This is a genomic window from Pseudomonas sp. BN102, assembly GCF_029871245.1.
Classification (GTDB): domain Bacteria; phylum Pseudomonadota; class Gammaproteobacteria; order Pseudomonadales; family Pseudomonadaceae; genus Metapseudomonas.
In genome coordinates this window covers 296,799-315,875 of sequence record NZ_SSON01000077.1, presented here as the reverse complement: position 1 = coordinate 315,875, position 19,077 = coordinate 296,799, and the positions used below count along the sequence as shown (strand labels likewise).

General features: G+C 65.9%; 15 protein-coding genes. 11 read left to right on the top strand and 4 right to left on the bottom strand.

Annotation, left to right across the window (positions count from 1 at the left end; all coding sequences use genetic code 11):
• The first annotated feature begins 47 nt into the window (after positions 1 to 47).
• Positions 48 to 1,349, top strand: a complete 1,302-nt coding sequence (gene cytX / locus E8F12_RS25465) for a putative hydroxymethylpyrimidine transporter CytX (protein ID WP_280327983.1) — start codon at positions 48 to 50, stop codon at positions 1,347 to 1,349.
• Here cytX and E8F12_RS25460 read toward each other — a convergent pair.
• A complete protein-coding gene (locus E8F12_RS25460) occupies positions 1,306 to 2,046 on the bottom strand; it encodes a DUF3298 and DUF4163 domain-containing protein (RefSeq protein ID WP_280327982.1) in 741 nt (246 codons plus the stop codon). The genes cytX and E8F12_RS25460 overlap by 44 nt on opposite strands.
• 195 nt (positions 2,047 to 2,241) lie before the next feature.
• Between E8F12_RS25460 and E8F12_RS25455 the strand changes: the two genes are divergently transcribed.
• From E8F12_RS25455 to E8F12_RS25415, 9 genes are all read left to right on the top strand, one after another.
• Positions 2,242 to 2,859, top strand: a complete 618-nt coding sequence (locus E8F12_RS25455) for an NUDIX domain-containing protein (RefSeq protein ID WP_280327981.1) — start codon at positions 2,242 to 2,244, stop codon at positions 2,857 to 2,859.
• A complete protein-coding gene (locus E8F12_RS25450; RefSeq protein ID WP_280288269.1) occupies positions 2,850 to 3,305 on the top strand; it encodes a DUF1249 domain-containing protein in 456 nt (151 codons plus the stop codon). Before E8F12_RS25455 ends, E8F12_RS25450 begins: the two co-directional genes overlap by 10 nt.
• A gap of 308 nt (positions 3,306 to 3,613) precedes the next feature.
• A complete protein-coding gene (gene cpdA / locus E8F12_RS25445) occupies positions 3,614 to 4,429 on the top strand; it encodes a 3',5'-cyclic-AMP phosphodiesterase (RefSeq protein WP_280327980.1) in 816 nt (271 codons plus the stop codon).
• A gap of 58 nt (positions 4,430 to 4,487) precedes the next feature.
• Positions 4,488 to 5,105 carry a YqiA/YcfP family alpha/beta fold hydrolase gene (locus E8F12_RS25440; protein WP_348532436.1) on the top strand — a complete coding sequence of 206 codons (618 nt, stop codon included), beginning with the start codon at positions 4,488 to 4,490 and terminating at the stop codon, positions 5,103 to 5,105.
• Between the two features lie 14 nt (positions 5,106 to 5,119).
• Positions 5,120 to 7,009: a DNA topoisomerase IV subunit B gene (parE, locus tag E8F12_RS25435; protein ID WP_280327979.1), complete on the top strand. Its 1,890-nt coding sequence runs from the start codon at positions 5,120 to 5,122 to the stop codon at positions 7,007 to 7,009.
• Positions 7,006 to 7,989, top strand: a complete 984-nt coding sequence (locus tag E8F12_RS25430; protein WP_280327978.1) for an esterase-like activity of phytase family protein — start codon at positions 7,006 to 7,008, stop codon at positions 7,987 to 7,989. The genes parE and E8F12_RS25430 overlap by 4 nt, the downstream gene beginning before the upstream one ends.
• On the top strand, positions 7,986 to 8,510 hold the full coding sequence (locus tag E8F12_RS25425) for a TIGR02281 family clan AA aspartic protease (RefSeq protein ID WP_280327977.1): 525 nt from the start codon (positions 7,986 to 7,988) through the stop codon (positions 8,508 to 8,510). Before E8F12_RS25430 ends, E8F12_RS25425 begins: the two co-directional genes overlap by 4 nt.
• Positions 8,511 to 8,517: 7 nt before the next feature.
• Complete coding sequence (parC, locus tag E8F12_RS25420) at positions 8,518 to 10,776, top strand: DNA topoisomerase IV subunit A (RefSeq protein WP_280327976.1); 2,259 nt, start codon at positions 8,518 to 8,520, stop codon at positions 10,774 to 10,776.
• 142 nt (positions 10,777 to 10,918) lie between these two features.
• Entirely contained in the window at positions 10,919 to 11,632 is a 714-nt protein-coding gene (locus E8F12_RS25415; protein WP_280328097.1) for an ABC-type transport auxiliary lipoprotein family protein, read from the top strand.
• A gap of 398 nt (positions 11,633 to 12,030) precedes the next feature.
• Here E8F12_RS25415 and E8F12_RS25410 read toward each other — a convergent pair whose 3' ends face one another.
• Positions 12,031 to 13,554, bottom strand: a complete 1,524-nt coding sequence (locus E8F12_RS25410) for an AhpA/YtjB family protein (protein WP_280327975.1) — start codon at positions 13,552 to 13,554, stop codon at positions 12,031 to 12,033.
• Positions 13,555 to 13,690: 136 nt separating this feature from the next.
• Here E8F12_RS25410 and serB point away from each other — a divergent pair, with 136 nt between their 5' ends.
• Positions 13,691 to 14,905, top strand: coding sequence for a phosphoserine phosphatase SerB (serB, locus tag E8F12_RS25405; RefSeq protein ID WP_280327974.1), 1,215 nt, complete (start codon positions 13,691 to 13,693; stop codon positions 14,903 to 14,905).
• Between the two features lie 109 nt (positions 14,906 to 15,014).
• On the opposite strand, the gene E8F12_RS25400 is transcribed toward serB, so the two are convergent.
• Both E8F12_RS25400 and E8F12_RS25395 read right to left on the bottom strand, forming a co-directional pair.
• Complete coding sequence (locus tag E8F12_RS25400; protein WP_280327973.1) at positions 15,015 to 17,084, bottom strand: EAL domain-containing protein; 2,070 nt, start codon at positions 17,082 to 17,084, stop codon at positions 15,015 to 15,017.
• A 59-nt stretch (positions 17,085 to 17,143) separates the two neighbouring features.
• Positions 17,144 to 18,970, bottom strand: a complete 1,827-nt coding sequence (locus E8F12_RS25395; RefSeq protein ID WP_280327972.1) for a molecular chaperone — start codon at positions 18,968 to 18,970, stop codon at positions 17,144 to 17,146.
• Between the last annotated feature and the right edge of the window lie 107 nt (positions 18,971 to 19,077).

Genomic DNA, 19,077 nt, shown 5'->3' with positions numbered 1-19,077 from the left:
GTTTGTGGATAACCTGATAACAACAGTCCACAAGGACATCTGCCATCGTGAACACCCCGCCCAACTATTCGCCGTCCCTCCCGGTCGCCTTCGACCAGCGCGTTCTCGGCACGCGCGACCTGTTTTCCCTCTGGTTCTCCCTGGGCCTCGGCCTGATGGTGCTGCAGACCGGCGCGCTGCTGGCGCCGGGCCTTGGCGCCAGCGACGCGCTGCTGGCGATCCTGCTCGGCACCGGTGTCGGCGTGCTGCTGCTGGGGGGCGCGGCCATGATCGGCAGCGACACGGGCCTGGCCGCCATGGCCTCGCTCAAGCTCAGCCTGGGCTCGGCCGGCGCGGCGCTGCCGGCGCTGCTCAACCTGCTGCAACTGGTGGGCTGGGGCGCCTTCGAGATCATCGTCATGCGTGATGCCGCCAGCCTGCTGGCCGCCCGCGGCCTGGGCGGTGACAACCTGTTGGCTTCGCCGACGCTCTGGACCCTGGCATTCGGCGCCCTGGCCACCCTGCTGGCGGTGGCCGGTCCGCTCGCCTTCGTGCGCCGTATCCTGCGTCGCTGGGGCATCTGGCTGCTGCTGGGCGCCTGCATCTGGCTGACCTGGGACCTGCTCAACCGTGCCGATCTCTCCGCCTTGATGGCGCGGGCCGGCGACGGCTCCATGTCCTTCGCCCTGGGCTTCGATATCGCCATCGCCATGCCGCTGTCCTGGCTGCCGCTGATCGCCGACTACTCGCGCTTCGGTCGGCGTGGCGGCGGGGTCTTCGCAGGCGTGGCGCTGGGCTTCTTCATTGGCTGCCTGTGGCTGATGGGCCTGGGCGTCGCCTACACCCTGGCCTTCGCCGAAGGCAGCGATGCCAACGCGCTGCTGCTGGCCCTGGCCGGCGCCGGCATGGGTATCCCGCTGCTGCTGATCCTGCTGGACGAGTCGGAGAAGGCCTTCGCCGATATCCACTCGGCAGCGGTTTCCATCGGCATCCTGCTGCCGCTGAAGGTGGAACAGCTGGCCCTGGCCATTGGCGCGATCTGCACCCTGATCGCCTGGTTCGCGCCGCTGGCCGAGTACCAGAACTTCCTGCTGCTGATCGGTTCGGTGTTCGCCCCGCTGTTCGGCGTGGTGCTGGTGGATCACTTCATCCTGCGCCGCCGCCGCGCCGAGCTGGCTCCGCGCGTCGCGTTGCGCTGGGACACCCTGGTGGCCTGGGCCTGCGGCGTGGCGATCTACCACCTGCTGGCCAACCGCTGGCCGGAGCTGGGGGCTACCCTGCCGGCGCTGCTGGCGGCCGGCGGATTGCAGTTCCTGCTGGGGCGCTTCAGCCGCGTCCGGGGAAATACTGGGGCTTCAGTATTCCGTTGAGCTGCGGATAGGGGATGCGAATCTCCGGGTGCCCGCTGGAATAAGGCGCGATGCTGTAGACGTCGTACTTGAGCAGCATGGCGCCATAGCCCAGGCCGATATTGGCGGTGCGCTCGAAGGGCCAGGTCCGGGCGAAGTCGGGGTCCTGGTCGAACTTGTTGGCCGCCAGCCAGCGCTGGTGGGCCTGTTCGGCCACCTTCCAGAAGGCGTCTTCCTGGCCGGGGAGCAGCATGTCGCCGAGGCTCAGCGGTTTTTCCAGCTTGCGGTCGTAGTTGATGAAACCGCGCCCCGGCATGCCGTGAGCGCCGCCGGTGAAGAGGTAGCTGGACAGCTCGATCAACACCAGCTTGTCATGCTGTTCCAGTACCTTGGCTTGCAGGTAGCTGCTCCAGCCAGGCTCGGCGCTGCCGAGGAAGTCCTTCTCGTAGGATTCCAGGGAGGCCGGCAGCGGCGCGCCGGGGGCGTCCTGGGTCATCTGCAGCAGGCGGTGCCTGATCAGGTCGTTGAGCTGCGGCTCGCCTTCGAAACTGATGGTGTCGATGTTCACCAGCGGGCAGCTCTCGCCCTGGCAGCCGGGCTTCAGGTGTTCCCAGGCGTGGCGCTGTGGTTCCAGCTTGTCGCTGGTGCCGGGCAGCATCTGGCAGGCGCTGAGCAGGGTGCCGAGGCTGGCGACGGCGAGGAGTCTGGCAAAGTACATCGGCTTCATCTTCGGGGGCGGATTCCGGAAAAGTGCAGGCTTCGACTGCTGTCGCGGCCATGAGTTCGGGTGCGACGCGGCAGCGTTTCGCCGCGCATCTTCCCAGCCCTGCGGCGATCTGCAAAGAGGCTGCGCCGCATGTCACCAAGGGGTAGGATGCCCGGAACACAGCCCTCCCACGCAAGCGAGATGCCCATGACCGAAAGCTTCAAGCCTGGCCCCGACGCCGTCGAGATGATCGAACGTGAGACCTGTTTCCAGGGTTTCTACCGCCTGGACCGCCTGAGCCTGCGCCATCGCCTGTTCGCCGGCGGCATGGGACCGGTTATTCATCGGGAACTCTTCGTCCGTCATGATGCTGTCTGCGTTCTGCCCTATGATCCGCAACGGGATGCAGTGGTGCTGATCGAGCAGTTCCGCGTCGGCGCCCTGGGCAAGAGCGAGAGCCCCTGGCTGCTGGAGCTGGTGGCCGGGTTGATCGACAAGGACGAGGAGCCGGAGGAGGTCGCCCGTCGGGAAGCCGTTGAAGAGGCCGATCTGCAGTTGACTTCGTTGTGGCCGATCACCACCTACTATCCTTCACCAGGGGGCTCCAACGAGCGTGTGCACCTGTTCCTCGGCCGCTGCGACAGCAGCAACGCGGGCGGTGTCCACGGACTGGCGGAGGAGGGCGAGGACATCCGCGTGCACGTGCTGCCGCTGGAAGACGCCCTGGCCCTGATGCGTGAAGGGCGGTTGGACAATGCCGCGAGTATGCTGGCCCTGCAGTGGCTGGCGCTGAACCGTACCGAAGTCAGGGGGTTGTGGACGTGAATCTGTTGCGCGATCGCTACCGGGTCGATCTCGTCGGGCTGCAGGCAGCCTGCGAGGCGAACTACGCGCGCCTGATGCGTCTGCTCCCGCAGATGCGCGAGGTGCGCGGTTCCCGCCGCGTCGCGCTGAGCCAGGGCGAGCGCCTGCTCGGCGTGCTGGCCCTGGAAGTGGTCGAAGCCTGCCCTTACACCACCACCCTGCAGGTGCGCCAGGAGCACAGCCTGCCCTGGCTGCCGTCGCCGCAGTTGGAAGTGCGGGTCTACCATGACGCGCGCATGGCGGAAGTTGTCGGTGCCGAGAATGCGCGGCGCCTGCGCAGCGTGTATCCCTATCCCAATGCCGATATGCACCAGCCCGATGAGAAGAGCCAGCTCAATCTCTTCCTCGGCGAATGGCTGAGCCACTGCCTGGCCTGTGGCCACGAGCTGGAACCCGTCGTCCTCTAGGTTCTGAACGAAAGCTGCCTACGCTCGATGATGCGTCGTTAAAAATCGATTCGGAAAGCCGCTTGCGGCTAACGCGCTTTAGCGCGACCCGAAGGACGAGCGAAGCGAGTAATGCTCATTTACAGCACGTAAACTGCGCTTCCTCGTTGATTTTTGCCTAGCCTGACCATCACTCGGCGACTTTTCGTCCAGAACAAATCGGCCCGCAGCGATCCGCTGCCGCCAACTGTGAACCATTCCCGCTTCGCGGGTTTACCCGTTACGCGCGCAGCAACCATAATCTGAGCATTCCGCCGAAGGAGAAGGCCTTGCCCAATCCACTCCCCCACGCCGCTGACGAGTCGGTGCTGCTGGTGCAGCTCTCCGACAGCCACCTGTTCGCCGAAGCGGACGGCAAGCTGCTGGGCATGGAAACCCGCGACAGCCTGCAGCGGGTGATCGACCAGGTGCTCGAGGAGCAGCCGCGCATCGACCTGGTGCTGGCGACCGGCGATCTCTCCCAGGACGGTTCAACCGCCTCCTACCAACATTTCCGCGAGCTGGTCGAACGCATCCCCGCGCCGGCCCGCTGGTTCCCCGGCAACCACGACGAGGTGCCGGCGATGCGCGAAGTCTGCGCCGGCACCGCCGCCCTCGACCCCGTGGTCGACTTCCCGCATTGGCGCCTGGTGTTGCTGGATTCCACCATCGCCGGCGCCGTGCCCGGGCATTTTCCCGCCGAGCAACTGGCTTTGCTGGAGGAGGCCCTGGAAACCGCCGATGAGCGCCATGTGCTGATCAGCTTCCACCACCATCCGGTGCCCATCGGCTGTGCCTGGATGGACCCGATCGGCGTGCGCAACGCCGAGGCACTGTTTGCCGTGCTGGACCGCTATCCACGGGTGCGCGCGCTGCTCTGGGGGCACGTCCACCAGGAGTTCGACCAGCTGCGCAACGGTGTACGCCTGCTGGCTTCGCCATCAACCTGCGTGCAGTTCGCTCCGGGCAGCGAAGACTTCTGCGTCGGCTCTGAGGCGCCGGGCTACCGCTGGCTGCGCCTGATGCGCGACGGCAGCCTGGAAACCGGCGTCTCAAGGGTCAGCAGCATCGCCTTCGAAGTGGACTACAGCATCAAGGGTTATTGACCTTCTCGTCGTGGCACGGCAAGAAGTACAACTTTCCCTCGATTTGCCAGGAAGCCGCGTGTCCAGCCCTCAGCCCAGCATCCTCTACATCCACGGACTCAACAGTTCGCCGGCGTCTCACAAGGCGCGCCAGCTCAGTGCACTCATGCAACGCCTGGGGCTTGCCGAACGCCTGCGGGTGCCGGCCCTGCACCATCATCCGCGCCAGGCCATTGGCCAGCTCGAAGCGGCCATCGCCGAGCTGGGCCGCCCGGTGCTGGTCGGCAGCTCCCTGGGCGGCTACTATGCGACCCACTTGGCCGAGCGCCACGGCCTGAAGGCCGTGCTGATCAACCCGGCGGTGGCCCCGCACCGGTTGTTCGACGGGCGTCTCGGCCCGCAGAAGAACTACTACAGCGACGAAACCTGGGAGCTGACGGCGGAGCACGTGATGGCGCTGGCCGAACTGGAAGTGCCGCCACCACAGGACCCGACCCGTTACCAGGTCTGGTTGCAGACGGCCGATGAAACCCTCGACTACCGCCAGGCGGAGCGTTACTACCGCGCCTGTGCCCTGCGCATCGAGGCCGGCGGCGACCACGGTTTCCAGAATTTCCCTGCCCATCTGCCCGCCTTGCTGGCTTTCGCCGGCTTTCCCGCGCAGCTGTGGCGTGACATCGACTTTTCCGACCTCTGACTGAAAGGGAGTCCATGGCTACTTACAACGCGGATGCCATCGAAGTCCTCTCCGGCCTCGACCCGGTACGCAAGCGCCCGGGCATGTACACCGATACCTCGCGGCCCAACCACCTGGCCCAGGAAGTCATCGATAACAGCGTGGACGAGGCCCTGGCCGGCCACGCCAAGAGCGTGCAGGTGATCCTTCACGAGGACAATTCCCTGCAGGTGATCGACGACGGCCGCGGCATGCCGGTGGATATCCACCCGGAGGAAGGGGTGCCCGGCGTCGAGCTGATCCTCACCAAGCTGCATGCCGGCGGCAAGTTCTCCAACAAGAACTACCAGTTCTCCGGTGGCCTGCACGGCGTCGGCATTTCGGTGGTGAACGCGCTGTCCACCCGCGTCGATGTGCGGGTCAAGCGCGATGGCAGCGAGTACCTGATGACCTTCGCCGACGGCTTCAAGGCCAGTGAGCTGGAAGTCGTCGGCAGCGTCGGCAAGCGCAACACCGGTACCAGCGTGCACTTCTGGCCGGATGCCAAGTATTTCGATTCCCACAAGTTCTCGGTCAGCCGCCTCAAGCACGTGCTCAAGGCGAAAGCCGTCCTCTGCCCGGGGCTGCTGGTCAGCTTCGAGGACAGGGCCGCTGGCGAAAAGGTCGAGTGGCACTACGAAGACGGCCTACGCTCCTACCTGGTGGATGCGGTCAGCGAATTCGAACGTCTGCCGAGCGAACCCTTCTGCGGCAGCCTGGCCGGCAACAAGGAAGCGGTGGACTGGGCGCTGCTCTGGCTACCCGAGGGTGGCGACAGTGTCCAGGAAAGCTACGTCAACCTGATCCCGACCGCCCAGGGCGGAACCCACGTCAACGGTCTGCGCCAGGGCCTGCTGGACGCCATGCGCGAGTTCTGCGAATTCCGCAACCTGTTGCCGCGCGGCGTCAAGCTGGCTCCCGAGGACGTCTGGGAGCGCATCGCCTTCGTCCTCTCGATGAAGCTGCAGGAACCGCAGTTCTCCGGCCAGACCAAGGAACGCCTGTCTTCCCGCGAGGCGGCCGCCTTCGTTTCCGGCGTGGTCAAGGACGCTTTCAGCCTCTGGCTCAACGCCCACCCGGAGATGGGCATGCAGCTGGCCGAACTGGCCATCAGCAACGCCGGCCGTCGGCTGAAGGCCAGCAAAAAGGTCGAGCGCAAACGCATCACCCAGGGCCCGGCACTGCCCGGCAAGCTGGCCGATTGCGCCGGCCAGGACCCAATGCGCTCCGAACTCTTCCTGGTGGAGGGCGACTCCGCCGGTGGATCGGCCAAGCAGGCGCGGGACAAGGAGTTCCAGGCGATCATGCCGTTGCGCGGCAAAATCCTGAACACCTGGGAAGTGGACGGCGGCGAAGTGTTGGCGTCCCAGGAAGTCCATGACATCGCCGTTGCCATCGGCGTCGATCCCGGCGCCCATGACCTGACCCAGCTGCGCTACGGCAAGGTCTGCATCCTTGCCGACGCCGACTCCGACGGCCTGCACATCGCTACCTTGCTGTGCGCGCTGTTCGTCCGCCACTTCCGTCCGCTGGTGGAAGCGGGGCACGTCTACGTGGCGATGCCGCCGCTGTTCCGTATCGACCTGGGGAAAGAGATCTACTACGCCCTGGACGAAGCCGAGCGCGATGGCATCCTCGACCGCCTGGTGGCCGAGAAGAAGCGTGGCAAGCCACAGGTCACCCGTTTCAAGGGCCTGGGTGAGATGAATCCGCCGCAGCTGCGCGAGACCACCATGGACCCCAACACCCGGCGCCTGGTCCAGCTGACCCTGGAAGACAGCGAAGGCACGGTGGAAATCATGGACATGTTGCTGGCGAAGAAGCGTGCCAGCGACCGCAAGTCCTGGCTGGAGTCCAAGGGCAACCTGGCCGAGGTCATGGTGTGAGGGGAGCCTTCTTCCTTCTTGGCCTGCTTTTCGCCGCACCGCTCTGGGCCGCCGATTCGACGGAACAACTGCGCCTGGCCGCCGAATACCCGGTGGAAGGCATGCCGTCCGGCAACCTCTCCGGACTGGCCTACTGCGGCGACGAGTTGGTGGCGGTTTCCGACCGGGTGGATGAGCGGCTGTACCGGCTCAAGCCCATAGGCGGCTTGCTCCAGGCCGAGGCCGAGCCCTTCCTGGTGCCGCCGGCGCCGCCGAACAACCTGCCCTGGGGTGTACGTGCGCGTACCTGGGCAATCAGCCTGCTGCGGGGCAACGAGCTGGACTTCGAAGGCATCAGCTGCGATTCCAGCGGCAATCGCTATCTGGTCAGCGAAACCCACGCGGCAGTGTTGCAGGTACCCATCGCCGGCGAACCCAACTGGCTGCTGCTGCCGGACAACCTGATCCGCCAGGCTCGCGCCAGCGGCATGCTGCTGCACTTCAACGCCCTGCTCGAAGGCATTGCCGTCGACCCCCAGGGCGAGCGCCTCTGGCTTGCCGCCGAGCGCGAGCGCCGTGGCCTGATGGTACTGCACAAGCAGCAGTCCACCTGGCTCTGCACCGGTGGCTGCGTGGTCTTCAGCGAAGCCGGCCGCGAGCCGCCGCCAGCTCCCATCGGCAGCGAGCAGCGCATGCCGCGGGACTTCTCCGACGTCGCCTTTCACGAAGAGAAACTCTTCACTCTGGAGCGCCTGGCGCACCAGATCTGCCGGCGCAAGCCGAGTAACGGCGAAGTGGAGCGCTGCTGGTCCTTCGCCGAGGAGGCCCTGGCCGATACCCGCCGCTATGGTGTGCCGTTCGGCATGGCCGAGGGCCTGTGGATTGATGCCGAAGGCGCCTGGGTCGGCCTCGATAACGGTGGCAAGGCGCGTGCCGACGGCGAGCGGCGGCCCATCGTCTGGCGCTTCACCGCGCCCAAGGGCGGCTGGAGCGAGAAATGACCACGCAAACGCCGGGCAAACGCGCAGGAAGAGTCATGCTGGTGCTCGCCTGGGGTATCGGCCTGCTCCTGGCCACGCGTTTCTTCGGCCAGTGGGAAGACCGCCAGCACAACCCCAACCGCGCCCCCGAGTCGGTGCACGGCGACGGTTATGTCGAAGTGCGCCTGGCCAGCAGCCGCCAGGGCCACTACCTGCTGGACGGCCGCATCGACGGCCAGGCGGCCACCTTCCTGCTCGACACTGGCGCCACCCAGGTGGCGGTGCCCAGCAAGCTGGCCGAGCGTCTCGGGCTCGAGCGCGGCGCGCCGGTCACCGTAAGTACCGCCAACGGCCGTGTCACCGGCCATCGCACCCAGCTGCAGGACCTGCGCCTGGGTGACATCCGTCTGACCCAGGTGCCGGCAATCATAGTGCCGGGCATGGACGGCGAAGAGGTGCTGCTCGGCATGAGCGCCCTGAAACAACTCGAATTCACCCAGCGCGACGGCACCCTGGTGCTGCGCCAAGTCACTTCCCCGTGAGGCACGCATGAGCGAATCCCTCGATCTGAGTCTGGAAGGCGTTGAGCGCCGCTCCCTGGCCGACTTCACCGAACAGGCCTACCTCAACTACTCCATGTACGTGATCATGGACCGCGCCCTGCCGCATATCGGCGACGGCCTGAAGCCGGTGCAGCGGCGCATCGTCTACGCCATGAGCGAGCTGGGCCTGGATGCCGACTCCAAGCACAAGAAGTCGGCGCGCACTGTCGGCGACGTGCTCGGCAAGTTCCACCCCCACGGCGACTCGGCCTGCTATGAGGCCATGGTGCTGATGGCCCAGCCCTTCAGCTACCGCTACACCCTGGTGGACGGTCAGGGCAACTGGGGTGCGCCGGACGATCCCAAGTCCTTCGCCGCCATGCGTTACACCGAGGCGCGCCTGTCGCGCTACGCCGAGGTGCTGCTCTCCGAGCTGGGCCAGGGCACGGTGGACTGGGTGCCGAACTTCGACGGTACCCTGAACGAGCCGGCGACCCTGCCGGCGCGCCTGCCCAACCTGCTGCTCAACGGCACCACCGGCATCGCCGTGGGCATGGCCACCGACGTGCCGCCGCACAACCTGCGGGAAGTGGCCGCCGCCTGCGTGCGCCTGCTGGACGAGCCGAACGCCACGGTGGAGCAGCTCTGCGAGCACATCCTCGGCCCGGACTTTCCCACCGAGGCGGAAGTCATTACCCCGCGCGCCGAACTGTTGAAGATCTACGAGACCGGCCGCGGCTCGGTGCGCATGCGCGCCGTGTATCGCGTCGAGGACGGCGACATAGTGGTCACCGCGCTGCCGCACCAGGTCTCCGGGGCCAAGGTGCTGGAGCAGATCGCCGGCCAGATGCAGGCGAAGAAGCTGCCGATGGTCGCCGACCTGCGTGACGAGTCGGACCACGAGAACCCCACCCGCATCGTCATTATCCCGCGCTCCAACCGGGTGGATGCCGATGAGCTGATGCAGCACCTGTTCGCCACCACCGACCTGGAATCCAGTTATCGGGTCAACACCAACGTCATCGGCCTGGACGGCAAGCCCCAGGTCAAGGACCTGCGCACCCTGCTCAGCGAATGGCTGACCTACCGCATCGGCACGGTGCGCCGGCGCCTGCAGTTCCGCCTGGACAAGGTGGAAAAGCGCCTGCACCTGTTGGACGGCTTGCTGATCGCCTTCCTCAATCTGGACGAAGTCATCCACATCATCCGCACCGAGGACCAGCCCAAGCTGGTGCTGATGGAGCGCTTCGATCTCACCGAGATCCAGGCCGACTACATCCTCGATACCCGCCTGCGCCAGCTGGCGCGACTGGAAGAGATGAAGATCCGCGGCGAACAGGACGAGCTGCTGAAGGAACAGAAGAAGTTACTGGCCCTGCTGGGCAGCGACGCCAAGCTGAAGAAGCTGGTGCGCGACGAATTGATCAAGGATGCCGAGACCTACGGCGACGACCGCCGCTCGCCGATAGTCGCGCGCGCCGAAGCCAAGGCCCTGTCGGAAACCGAGCTGATGCCCACGGAGCCGGTAACCGTGGTGCTCTCCGAGAAGGGCTGGGTGCGTTGCGCCAAGGGCCACGACATCGACGCCACCGGCCTGTCCTACAAGGCTGGCGACGGTTTCAAGGCCGCCGCGCCGGGCCGCTCGAACCAGTACGCGGTGTTCATCGACTCCACCGGTCGCAGCTACTCCCTGGCGGCCCACTCGCTGCCTTCGGCCCGTGGCCAGGGCGAACCGCTCACCGGCCGGCTGACTCCGCCGCCGGGTGCCAGCTTCGACTGCGTGCTGCTGCCGGAGGATGACGCCACCTACGTGATCGCCTCGGACGCCGGTTACGGCTTCGTGGTCAAGGGCGCCGACCTGCAGGCCAAGAACAAGGCGGGCAAGACCCTGCTCAGCCTGCCCAATGGGGCGAAGGTGGTGGCGCCGCGACCGGTGCAGAGCGTCGAAGAAGACTGGCTGGCGGCGGTGACCACAGAAGGCCGCCTGCTGCTGTTCAAGGTCGCCGACCTGCCGCAGTTGGCCAAGGGCAAGGGCAACAAGATCATCGGCATCCCCGGCGATCGAGTGGCGAACCGCGAGGAATACCTCACGGATCTCGCCGTTCTTCCGGCCGGTGCAACCCTGGTCCTGCAGGCTGGCAAGCGCACCCTGTCGCTTAAGGCCGATGATCTGGAGCACTACAAAGGCGAGCGCGGGCGCCGTGGCAACAAGCTGCCCCGCGGCTTTCAGCGGGTCGATGCGCTGCTGGTGGAGTCGCTTGCCTGACCCTGATTCCGACGAAATGACGTGGGGCTCTGGAGTCCCGCGTCACATTGACGGATGATATGTCGCCTCGCCACCCTTGTCCGTGGCATGAATGATTGAATTCGACTGCAGGCTGCCCACAAGGCGGCCGTGGGTGAGATTGATGACTGTGGTGCGTTTTCCCTTGGCTTTGATGCTGGCTGGCCTGCTTGGTCTCGCCGGTTGTGTGCATAGCCCGCCCGTTCCCATGTTCCAGCTGGACGCCGGCACTCCCGAGGTACCGTCGCGGAATGCCGGGATACAAGTGCTGCTCGGCCCGGTGACAGTGGCCGACTACCTGCAGCGCGAAACCCTCCTGCAGCGCCAGGCCGACGGCAGCCTCACCGCCGCCCCGGATGGTCGCTGGGCGGGCAGTCTGGCGGCAGACATCGACCAGGTGCTGCTGCGCCAGCTGTCCTGGCGTCTGGACAGCCAGCGCCTGGTGCTGGCTCCGGGCAACCCCGGCTTCACCCCCGAGGTCCAGGTGCTGCTGAACATCAGCCGCCTGGACTCCGGCCCTCAGCGGCCGGCCGTGCTGGAGGCGCAATGGCGCCTGCTGGACCGTGCCGGCAAGCTGCGTGACAGCCGCCTGGTGCGTCTGGAAGAGCCCCATGCCGGAACCGCTGCCGATCAGGTGCGGGCCCAGAGCCGACTGCTGCAGCAACTGGCCGAGCAATTGGCCGCTGCGGTGAAGCCGCTCGAAGGCCAGCCGGTAGCCGCCGAGGCACCGCGCAAGCCGGCGGCACCCGCTACCCCGGCCAAGACCAAGGAGCCGCAGCCGCCGAAGATCCCGATGGCGGCGCCGGTGCGCACGGATGTGGAAGTTTTCCGCTTCTGATCCTGAGATCACGAAAAAAGCCCGCTAGATGCGGGCTTTTTTCTTTCTGTTCGCGACTTTTTCCGCTTCGCTCCGGCCGTAGGGTGCGCTGCGCGCACCGGGTTCGATGCCTGGGCCGGACGCCGAGTCCGCCGACATCACTGCCGGTGCGCACGGCGCATCCTACGCCCAGCCTTTCGGTTCATGCGTAGCCGTGATCAGGTTGTGAGCGAATTCATTCGCGAAGGCCGCGCAGCGGCCCATGGACTCAGCCGGGTAGCCCGGATGCAATCCGGGAAAGGTTTGCCGCCCGCCGAATTAGGCCGGGTTGCGGTTTTCCCATAGAGCTGTCAGGCAACAGGTTCGAGCGCCCACAAAAAAGCCCGCATCTGCGGGCTTTTTCGTTATCCGTGCCGCGATCAGTGCGCTTTTGCCTCGTGCATGCGTGCCAGCTGGCGCTCCAGCAGCGAGGGGTAGGGGTCCAGCAGGCGTTCGACGCAGCAGGCGCCTTCGGGGCTGGTGATCGCGCGGATGCGGGCACGCTGGCGCACCAGTTCGTCCTCGGCGATGCTGCGCTCCACCAGCAGCAGGTTGCGGCTGTGCTGGCTCAGCGCGAGGGCGCTCTGGGTGGTGTCGTTGAGCAGCAGGTCGCCCTGGCCGAGACCCGAGAGGTCGTCGCCCAGGGTCAGGCCCAGCTGCAGCTGCAGGGTGATGCCGCTGTCGGCGACCTCGATTTGCAGGGCATGGCCCAGGGCGCGCATCAGTTCGCCGCAGCAGATGGCGTGGGTCAGGTAGTCCTCGCCGCTGTCCTGGCCGTGGAAGAGCATCAGGCTGCTGCCGTCGTTGAGGGTCAGCAACTGGCCGTGGTAGAGGCGGGCAGCCTGGTCCAGACAGTCACGGTACCTCTGCAGCAAGTCCATCAGGCGGGCTCTTGGCAGGCGGCGCAGCTGGTCCTGGGCGCCCAGCTGGATGGCCAGCACGGCGCTGTTCTGCGGCTCTTCCGGGGCCGCAGGCGCAGGCGCCGGGTCCGGTTCGGTCATTTCTTCGCGTAGATCGGCGAAGGGGTCTTCCTCGTCCGGGGTGAACAGCTTGCTCGAGGCCTCTTCGTCGCCGTCGAAGCTGTCGTCACGCAGATCGCGCACTTCGAAGCCTTGCTGGTCGTCCTGCTCGTCGTCTTCGAGGTAGTCCTCGTCGGTCTCGTCGAACTCCACTTCGGGCTCGGGCTCTGGCTCTGGCTCGGGTTCAGGCTTTTCCGGTACCAGGCGTGCCTGTAGCTGACGCGCCAGATCGCCGATCTCGTCTTGGCGGCCGGCACCGGGAGCCGGGTCGTCCGGATCGCGCAGCCAGACGCGCAGCTGCAGCAGCGGCGTGGAGATGTGCCGGCCGAGACGCAGGCTCAGGGACAGGGTCAGGGCCAGCAGGATCAGGCTGAGCAGCCCCATGCTCTGCAGGCTGATGGTCATCGGCTGCTGGAACTGCTCCATGTCCAGGCTCAGGCGCAGGTGCCCGGCAATCACCTCCTGAAAGGTGATGGGGGTGGAGTAGAGGCCCTCGGCTTCGCCCAGCAGGCCCTGCTTGGGCCGTGCACCGGCTTCGGCGAGGATGCGGTTGTCGACGCTGTAGATGGCGGCGTGGGCCACCAGTGGGTTCTTCACCAGGTTGCTGAGCAGCACGTTGAGGCTGAGGATGTCGTTGGACACCAGCAACTCAGTGGCCGAGGCAGCGGTCTGCGCGGTCAGGCTCTGGCCCAGCGCGTCGGCCTGCTGGTGCATGGCCTGCTTGAACTGCATGCCCATGACCCAGGCATAGATGACCAGCGCAAGGGCCACCAGCAGCAAGCTGTGGCTGGCGATGCGCAAGGCGATCGGCACCCGCCGCTGGCGCAGCGCGTGGAAGATCAGCAGGAAGAAATTATCGGGTTTGACAGGCGTGGGCCGGTTCACAGAGCGCGGCTCTTCTCGAACGAAATTGTGGCGCAGTATAGCGAGCGCCCCTTGCAGGGCAAAGCGCCGGGCATGCTCCCGGTGGTCCGAAAGTGGGTAGAATGTGCGCCTTTTCATGCGCAGAGGGAGGTGTGCCTTGCGCGAGATTGTCCTGATCAACATCACTGGGGAAGACCGCCCCGGCCTGACCGCGGCCATCACCGGCGTGCTCGCCCAGGGCGGCGTAAACATCCTGGACATCGGCCAGGCGGTGATTCACGACACCCTGTCGTTCGGCATCCTGGTGGAAATCCCGGATAACGCCATGGCCTCGTCCGTACTCAAGGACGTGCTGTTCACGGCCTACAAGCTGGACCAGCAGGTGCGCTTCACCCCGGTGTCCGAGGCCGACTACCAGCAGTGGGTGGGTGGCCAGGGCAAGAGCCGCTACATTGTCACCCTGCTGACGCGCAAGGTGACCGCGGAGCAGCTGCAGCGAGTGAGTTCCATCACCGCGAAGTACGGTCTCAACATCGACCACATCGACCGTCTGTCGGGACGCATGCCGCTGGACATGCCGGTCGACCAGGGCAAGGGCTGCATCGAGTTCTCCGTGCGCGGCGAGCCGGCCGACCCGGTGGCCCTGCGCGCCGAGTTCCTCAGCGTGGCACAGGAGTTGAACGTCGATATCGCCTTCCAGCGTGATTCGGTGTTCCGCCGCAACCGCCGCCTGGCGGTGTTCGACATGGACTCGACGCTGATCGAGGCCGAAGTCATCGACGAATTGGCCAAGGCCGCCGGCGTCGGCGAGCAGGTGGCAGAGATCACCGAGCGCGCCATGCGCGGCGAGTTCGACTTCCGCGCCAGCTTCAAGGAACGCCTGGCGCTGCTCCAGGGGCTCTCCGAGGATGTGCTGGAAGAGATCGGCGCTTCGCTGCGGCTCACCGAAGGGGCGGAAACCCTGTTCGCCGAGCTCAAGCGCCTGGGCTACAAGACCGCCATCCTCTCCGGCGGCTTCAGCTATTTCGCGAAGCAATTGCAGGCCAAGCTGGGCATCGACTACGTGTTCGCCAACGAGCTGCAGATTGTCGACGGCAAGCTGACCGGCGTGGCCGTGGAGCCGATAGTCGACGCTCAGCGCAAGGCCGACCTGCTGCGCGAGCTGGCCGAGAAGGAAGGGCTGCGCCTGGAGCAGACCATTGCTGTGGGTGACGGCGCCAACGACCTGCCGATGCTTGGCCTGGCCGGCCTGGGCGTGGCCTTCCGCGCCAAGCCGCTGGTCAAACAGTCGGCCAAGCAGGCCATCTCTACCCTGGGCCTGGACGGCATTCTTTACCTGCTGGGTTTCCGCGATCGCGACGGACAGGACTGATCGCCGTGCCGGACACGAAAAAGCCGCCTTCGGGCGGCTTTTTCGTGGCTGGAATCTGTGAGTCGGGGTAGAGGTTAAGCTTCGCTCTGCTTGGCGAATGAGCTAGCCCCTACTCGTCCCCCGACGAGAAGTCGTAATCCATGGCCTGGCTGGGGCCTTGCAGGTAGTAGCCCTGGATGTAGTTGACGCCGGCCTGCCAGAGGGTCGCCAGCACGCTGGCGGTCTCGACGAAGGGCACTATGGTCAGCTTGGCCTGGGCATGCAGGCTGGCCAGCAGGGTTTTGAGGACTTCCTGGTTCTCCGCCCGGCTCAAGTCGTGGGTGAAGGAGCCATCGACTTTCACGAAGTCGATGGTCAGGTGCTTGAGGGTATTGAAGGGGTTCAAGGCGCAGCCAAACTGGCTCATGGCCACCTGGCAATGCAGCTCCGCCAGTCCCTGGGTCAGCACCTTGGCCTGCTTCAGGTAGGCGATGGCGTCCGGTTCGCTGAACTGGAAGATCAGCGCGTCGGACGGCAGCCGTGCCGCCTTCAGCGCGACGCTGAGCCAGGGCAGCAGGGTCTGGTCCTGCAGGCTGGCGCCGGAGAGGTGGACGAACAACCGGGTGTTGTGACCCTTGGTGCGGTGTTCTGCAAGCAGCTTGATGGAGTTGAGTATCACCCAGCGGTCGATCCTCTCGGCCAGGCCGGCTTCCTTGGCGGCGTCGAGGAAGTCGACGGGCGGCACTTCCTCGCCCTGGGGGCTGAGCAGGCGCAGCAGCACTTCATAATGCTCGAAACTGTCGCCGCGCAGGCTGATGATCGGCTGGAACAGCAGGCGGAAGCTGTTGTTCTCCAGGGCCTGCCGGACCATGGCCAGCAGATTGCCGCGGTTGGCCGCGGCGGCCAGTTCCTCGGCCGGGTCGTAGAGCTTCAGGCCGTTCTCGTCCCCTAGCTCGTCGGCGCACCGGTGGGCGCGGTCCACCACGTCCTGGGCCTTGGGCGTGGTTTCGCTGAGGCCGGCGACGCCGATGCACAGGCTGACCTGCACGGTCCGGCTGCTGACGTCGAACAGGTGAATATCGATCTTTTTCAGCAGGCTGCGCAGGCCTTCCGCGGCCTGTTCTGGCGTGAGTCCCTGTTGCAGTACGCCAAACACGTCGTCGCCGTAGCGGGCCAGTTGGGCGTCCCCGGCGAAGTGAGCGCGCAGCAGGTTGGCCAGGTCGGTGAGCAGCAGGTCGACGCCGGCGATTCCGATTTCGGCCAGGAGGCTGGAATAGCGGGCAACCCGGATGTAAGCGAGGCTGGCCGGCTGGCCGGCCTTGACCGCACGCTCGGTGGAGGCGTCGAGCAACTCGTTGAAGTGGGCGCGATTGAACAGGCCGGTGACCAGGTCCTGGCTGCTGATCTCGCGCAGCTTCTCTTCCAGCTCTGCGCTATCGGACTCGGCGCGGATCACCACCTGGATGCAGGGTTCGCCATCGTAGGTGGCGGGGGAGAAGCCCATGCGCGCCTGGAAGGGTTGGCCGTCCACCTTGCAGCCATTGCAGGTGAGTTCGCCGCTACCTTCGCCGTCGCGGTAGTTCTTCAGGAAGTCCTTGAAGCCGGCCTGGTCGGCGCCGGCGATCAGGTCGATCATCGGCATGCCTTCGAGTTCGTCGCCATCGTCGTAGCCGAACATTTCCACATAGGCGCGGTTGGCATAGATATGCATGCCGTCGTGGACGTAGGCGATGGCGTCCACGGAGCTGTCCAGCAGCAGTTGGCAGCGCTTCTCCGCCTCGCGCAGACCGACTTCGGCGGCGCGCCGCGCACGGCGTTGCTCGAGGTTGGCCAGTTCGCGGTTGGCCACCAGCACCAGGCGCTCGTCCTCGCCCTGGGGCAGAGCGTCCTGCGCGCCTAGGGCCAGGGCTTCGGTGATCAGGTCTGAGTCGTTGTCCGGCACCAGCTGGATGAAGGGAATGTCCTTGGACTGGCGGCGGATGCTGTTGAGGGCTTCGCTGGGGTTCAGGAGTTCGCTGCTGGGCGCGGCGATCAGCAGGTCCCAGCTCTGCTGCAGGGCTTCGCTGAGGTCATCGGCGGAAAGGATGCGGTGCACGCGGGTCGCGCGTCCGGCATTGCGGAATAGGCTGACCAGGCGCTCGGCTTCGTTCTGCGAGTCTTCCAGGATCAGCAGACGGATCGTTTTCTTTTCGATGGCCATGGCCTGTGCTTAGCGCCGAATGAGCGCGAATAGGCGACGAATGGTGATGAGTCGGGAATCTACAGCGACTTCCATAGCGAGTCAAAATCTTCCTCGCCACCTTGGGGATGGCTTCCCGGAGCTGTGACAGGTTTCCCCTGGGGCGATGCCGGCTGCTCGAAAACGCGGTACTCGAACTGATTGAAACTGCCGGTGCTGGTCAGGCGCCGGGTCAGCACGGCGCGGTACTCGTCGCCGTGCAGGTTGATCTGCACCTTGTTGCCCTCCTGGAAGGGCAGGCGCGTTGTGATCAAGGTGGCGGGACGGGAAATGGCGCCGATCGCCGGCAGCAGCAGGGCGCGCAGATAGTGGCTGTTCTGCTCGCCCTTGCGCAGCAGGAGCGCACCGCAGGACTGTGCCTGGGGGGCCACCAGCTCGATGCCCATCTGCGTGCCGCCGCCGCGTACCTGGCGGATCCAGCGCACCACGGCGATGCTCCAGCCCTGGCCCGGGGCGTCCTGCACGCCGAGCAGTTCGCCGGCCTGCAGTTGGCTGGGGACCTCCCTGGGCCAGCTCAGGCAATAACCGCCGGGGCTGTGGTTGACCACTGAGACGCTGAAGGTCGGGTAGCTTTCCGGCGCGGCACTGGCCTGGCGCGGCGGCGCACTGCTTTCGGCGACGGGCCTGGTGTATTCGATCTCCTCCATGGCCATGCCCGACCGCCAGCCCTGGTCGGGCTGGGCGTCGAAGGCATTGGCCCAGATGTCTTTCGCAGGCTTGCTGCCAGACGTGTCGAACACCGCCTGGCCGACTTCCTGGGGCAGCTTGAGCACATCGCCGAAGGGGCGGCTGTCGGCCAGGAAGAAGTGCAGAGCGCTCATGCCGATGCACAGGGTCAGGCGGCCCTGGCCGGGGTTGCGCTGGAAGGTGCGCTCGGAGATGTCGCCCCAGGCCGAACTCAGGTGCTGCAGCAGGTCCAGGCTCAGGCCTTCGGGCATCAGCAGGCGCGACCGCTGGCGCTCCTCATCCGGCAGCAGCAGGTATTCCTTGATGGCGTCCACCAGCGGCAGCGAGTCGAGGCCTAGCAGGGTGCGCGGGTCGACCTCATGGAACAGCGCCTTGTAGCGCGGCGGGCCGTCCAACTGTGGCGCCACGGCGAACAGGCTGGAAGGCAGCTCGGCCGATTGCAGGCGCACCAGGGCGCTCCAGGGCTCCAGGGCCTCCGCCAGGCGGGCGATGCCATTCTGGCGCATCTGGTTGCAACGGGCGCAGCCCAGCAACAGCGCTACCAGGTAGCTCTGCTCGGCGCTGAGGGCTTGGGTATGGCGTGCCAGTGGGTCGCGCACGGTGATGCGTTGGAGCTGGCGGCTCTGCGCCAGTTGATAGATCTGGTGCAGCTCCAGCCAGAGGCCTTCGGGTACCGGGCAGTAGAGCTGGCTGGAACGTATCAGCGGGCCGTTCAGGCTGTGCATTGCCCGTTGCAGGGCGACAGTGAGGACCTGGGTGCGCTCGCGATCGCGGCTCGAGTGAGGCGATTCCTGCACGATGATCAGCTTGTAGCCAATGGCCAGATGGTTCTGCAGGGCCTGGCAGAGGTTGGCGACCTTGCGCGGGCGCTCGTCCAGGACAATGGACTGGCCGAGGAAGTGTCGTTCCAGGTGCAGGCACACGAAATGGACTTCCGGGCGCATCAGCTCCAGCAATTGCAGGCGGTTTTCGCTGGGGGTCACCAGCTGGTTCAACTCCATCAGGGCCTGGTAGAGCTGGCGCGCGGTTTCGCCGAGGTTGGCCTTCGGCAGGAGAGAGATCCAGCGTTTCAATTCGCGAGGCGTGGCACCGCAGAAGGACAGGCTCCGTTTGCTCGGCGTGGGAACGCGCAACAGCAGGTGAGGGCTCTGGTGGTCCATCTGGATCCGGTACTCCGACGTCTCGTTTGTTAGTTTGGATAGGATTTCAGCACTCTATCAGCATCGGTACGCAGTGGCAGCCTATCCATGGCAGGGCTGTAGTCGCG

Bases quoted from the DNA above. Each gene is read 5' to 3' on its own strand.
- E8F12_RS25460 (WP_280327982.1), bottom strand. From the start codon at position 2,046: ATGTACTTTGCCAGACTCCTCGCCGTCGCCAGCCTCGGCACCCTGCTC.
- E8F12_RS25455 (WP_280327981.1), top strand. From the start codon at position 2,242: ATGACCGAAAGCTTCAAGCCTGGCCCCGACGCCGTCGAGATGATCGAA.
- parE (WP_280327979.1), top strand. From the start codon at position 5,120: ATGGCTACTTACAACGCGGATGCCATCGAAGTCCTCTCCGGCCTCGAC.
- E8F12_RS25425 (WP_280327977.1), top strand. From the start codon at position 7,986: ATGACCACGCAAACGCCGGGCAAACGCGCAGGAAGAGTCATGCTGGTG.
- parC (WP_280327976.1), top strand. From the start codon at position 8,518: ATGAGCGAATCCCTCGATCTGAGTCTGGAAGGCGTTGAGCGCCGCTCC.
- E8F12_RS25415 (WP_280328097.1), top strand. From the start codon at position 10,919: ATGACTGTGGTGCGTTTTCCCTTGGCTTTGATGCTGGCTGGCCTGCTT.
- E8F12_RS25400 (WP_280327973.1), bottom strand. From the start codon at position 17,084: ATGGCCATCGAAAAGAAAACGATCCGTCTGCTGATCCTGGAAGACTCG.
- E8F12_RS25395 (WP_280327972.1), bottom strand. From the start codon at position 18,970: ATGGACCACCAGAGCCCTCACCTGCTGTTGCGCGTTCCCACGCCGAGC.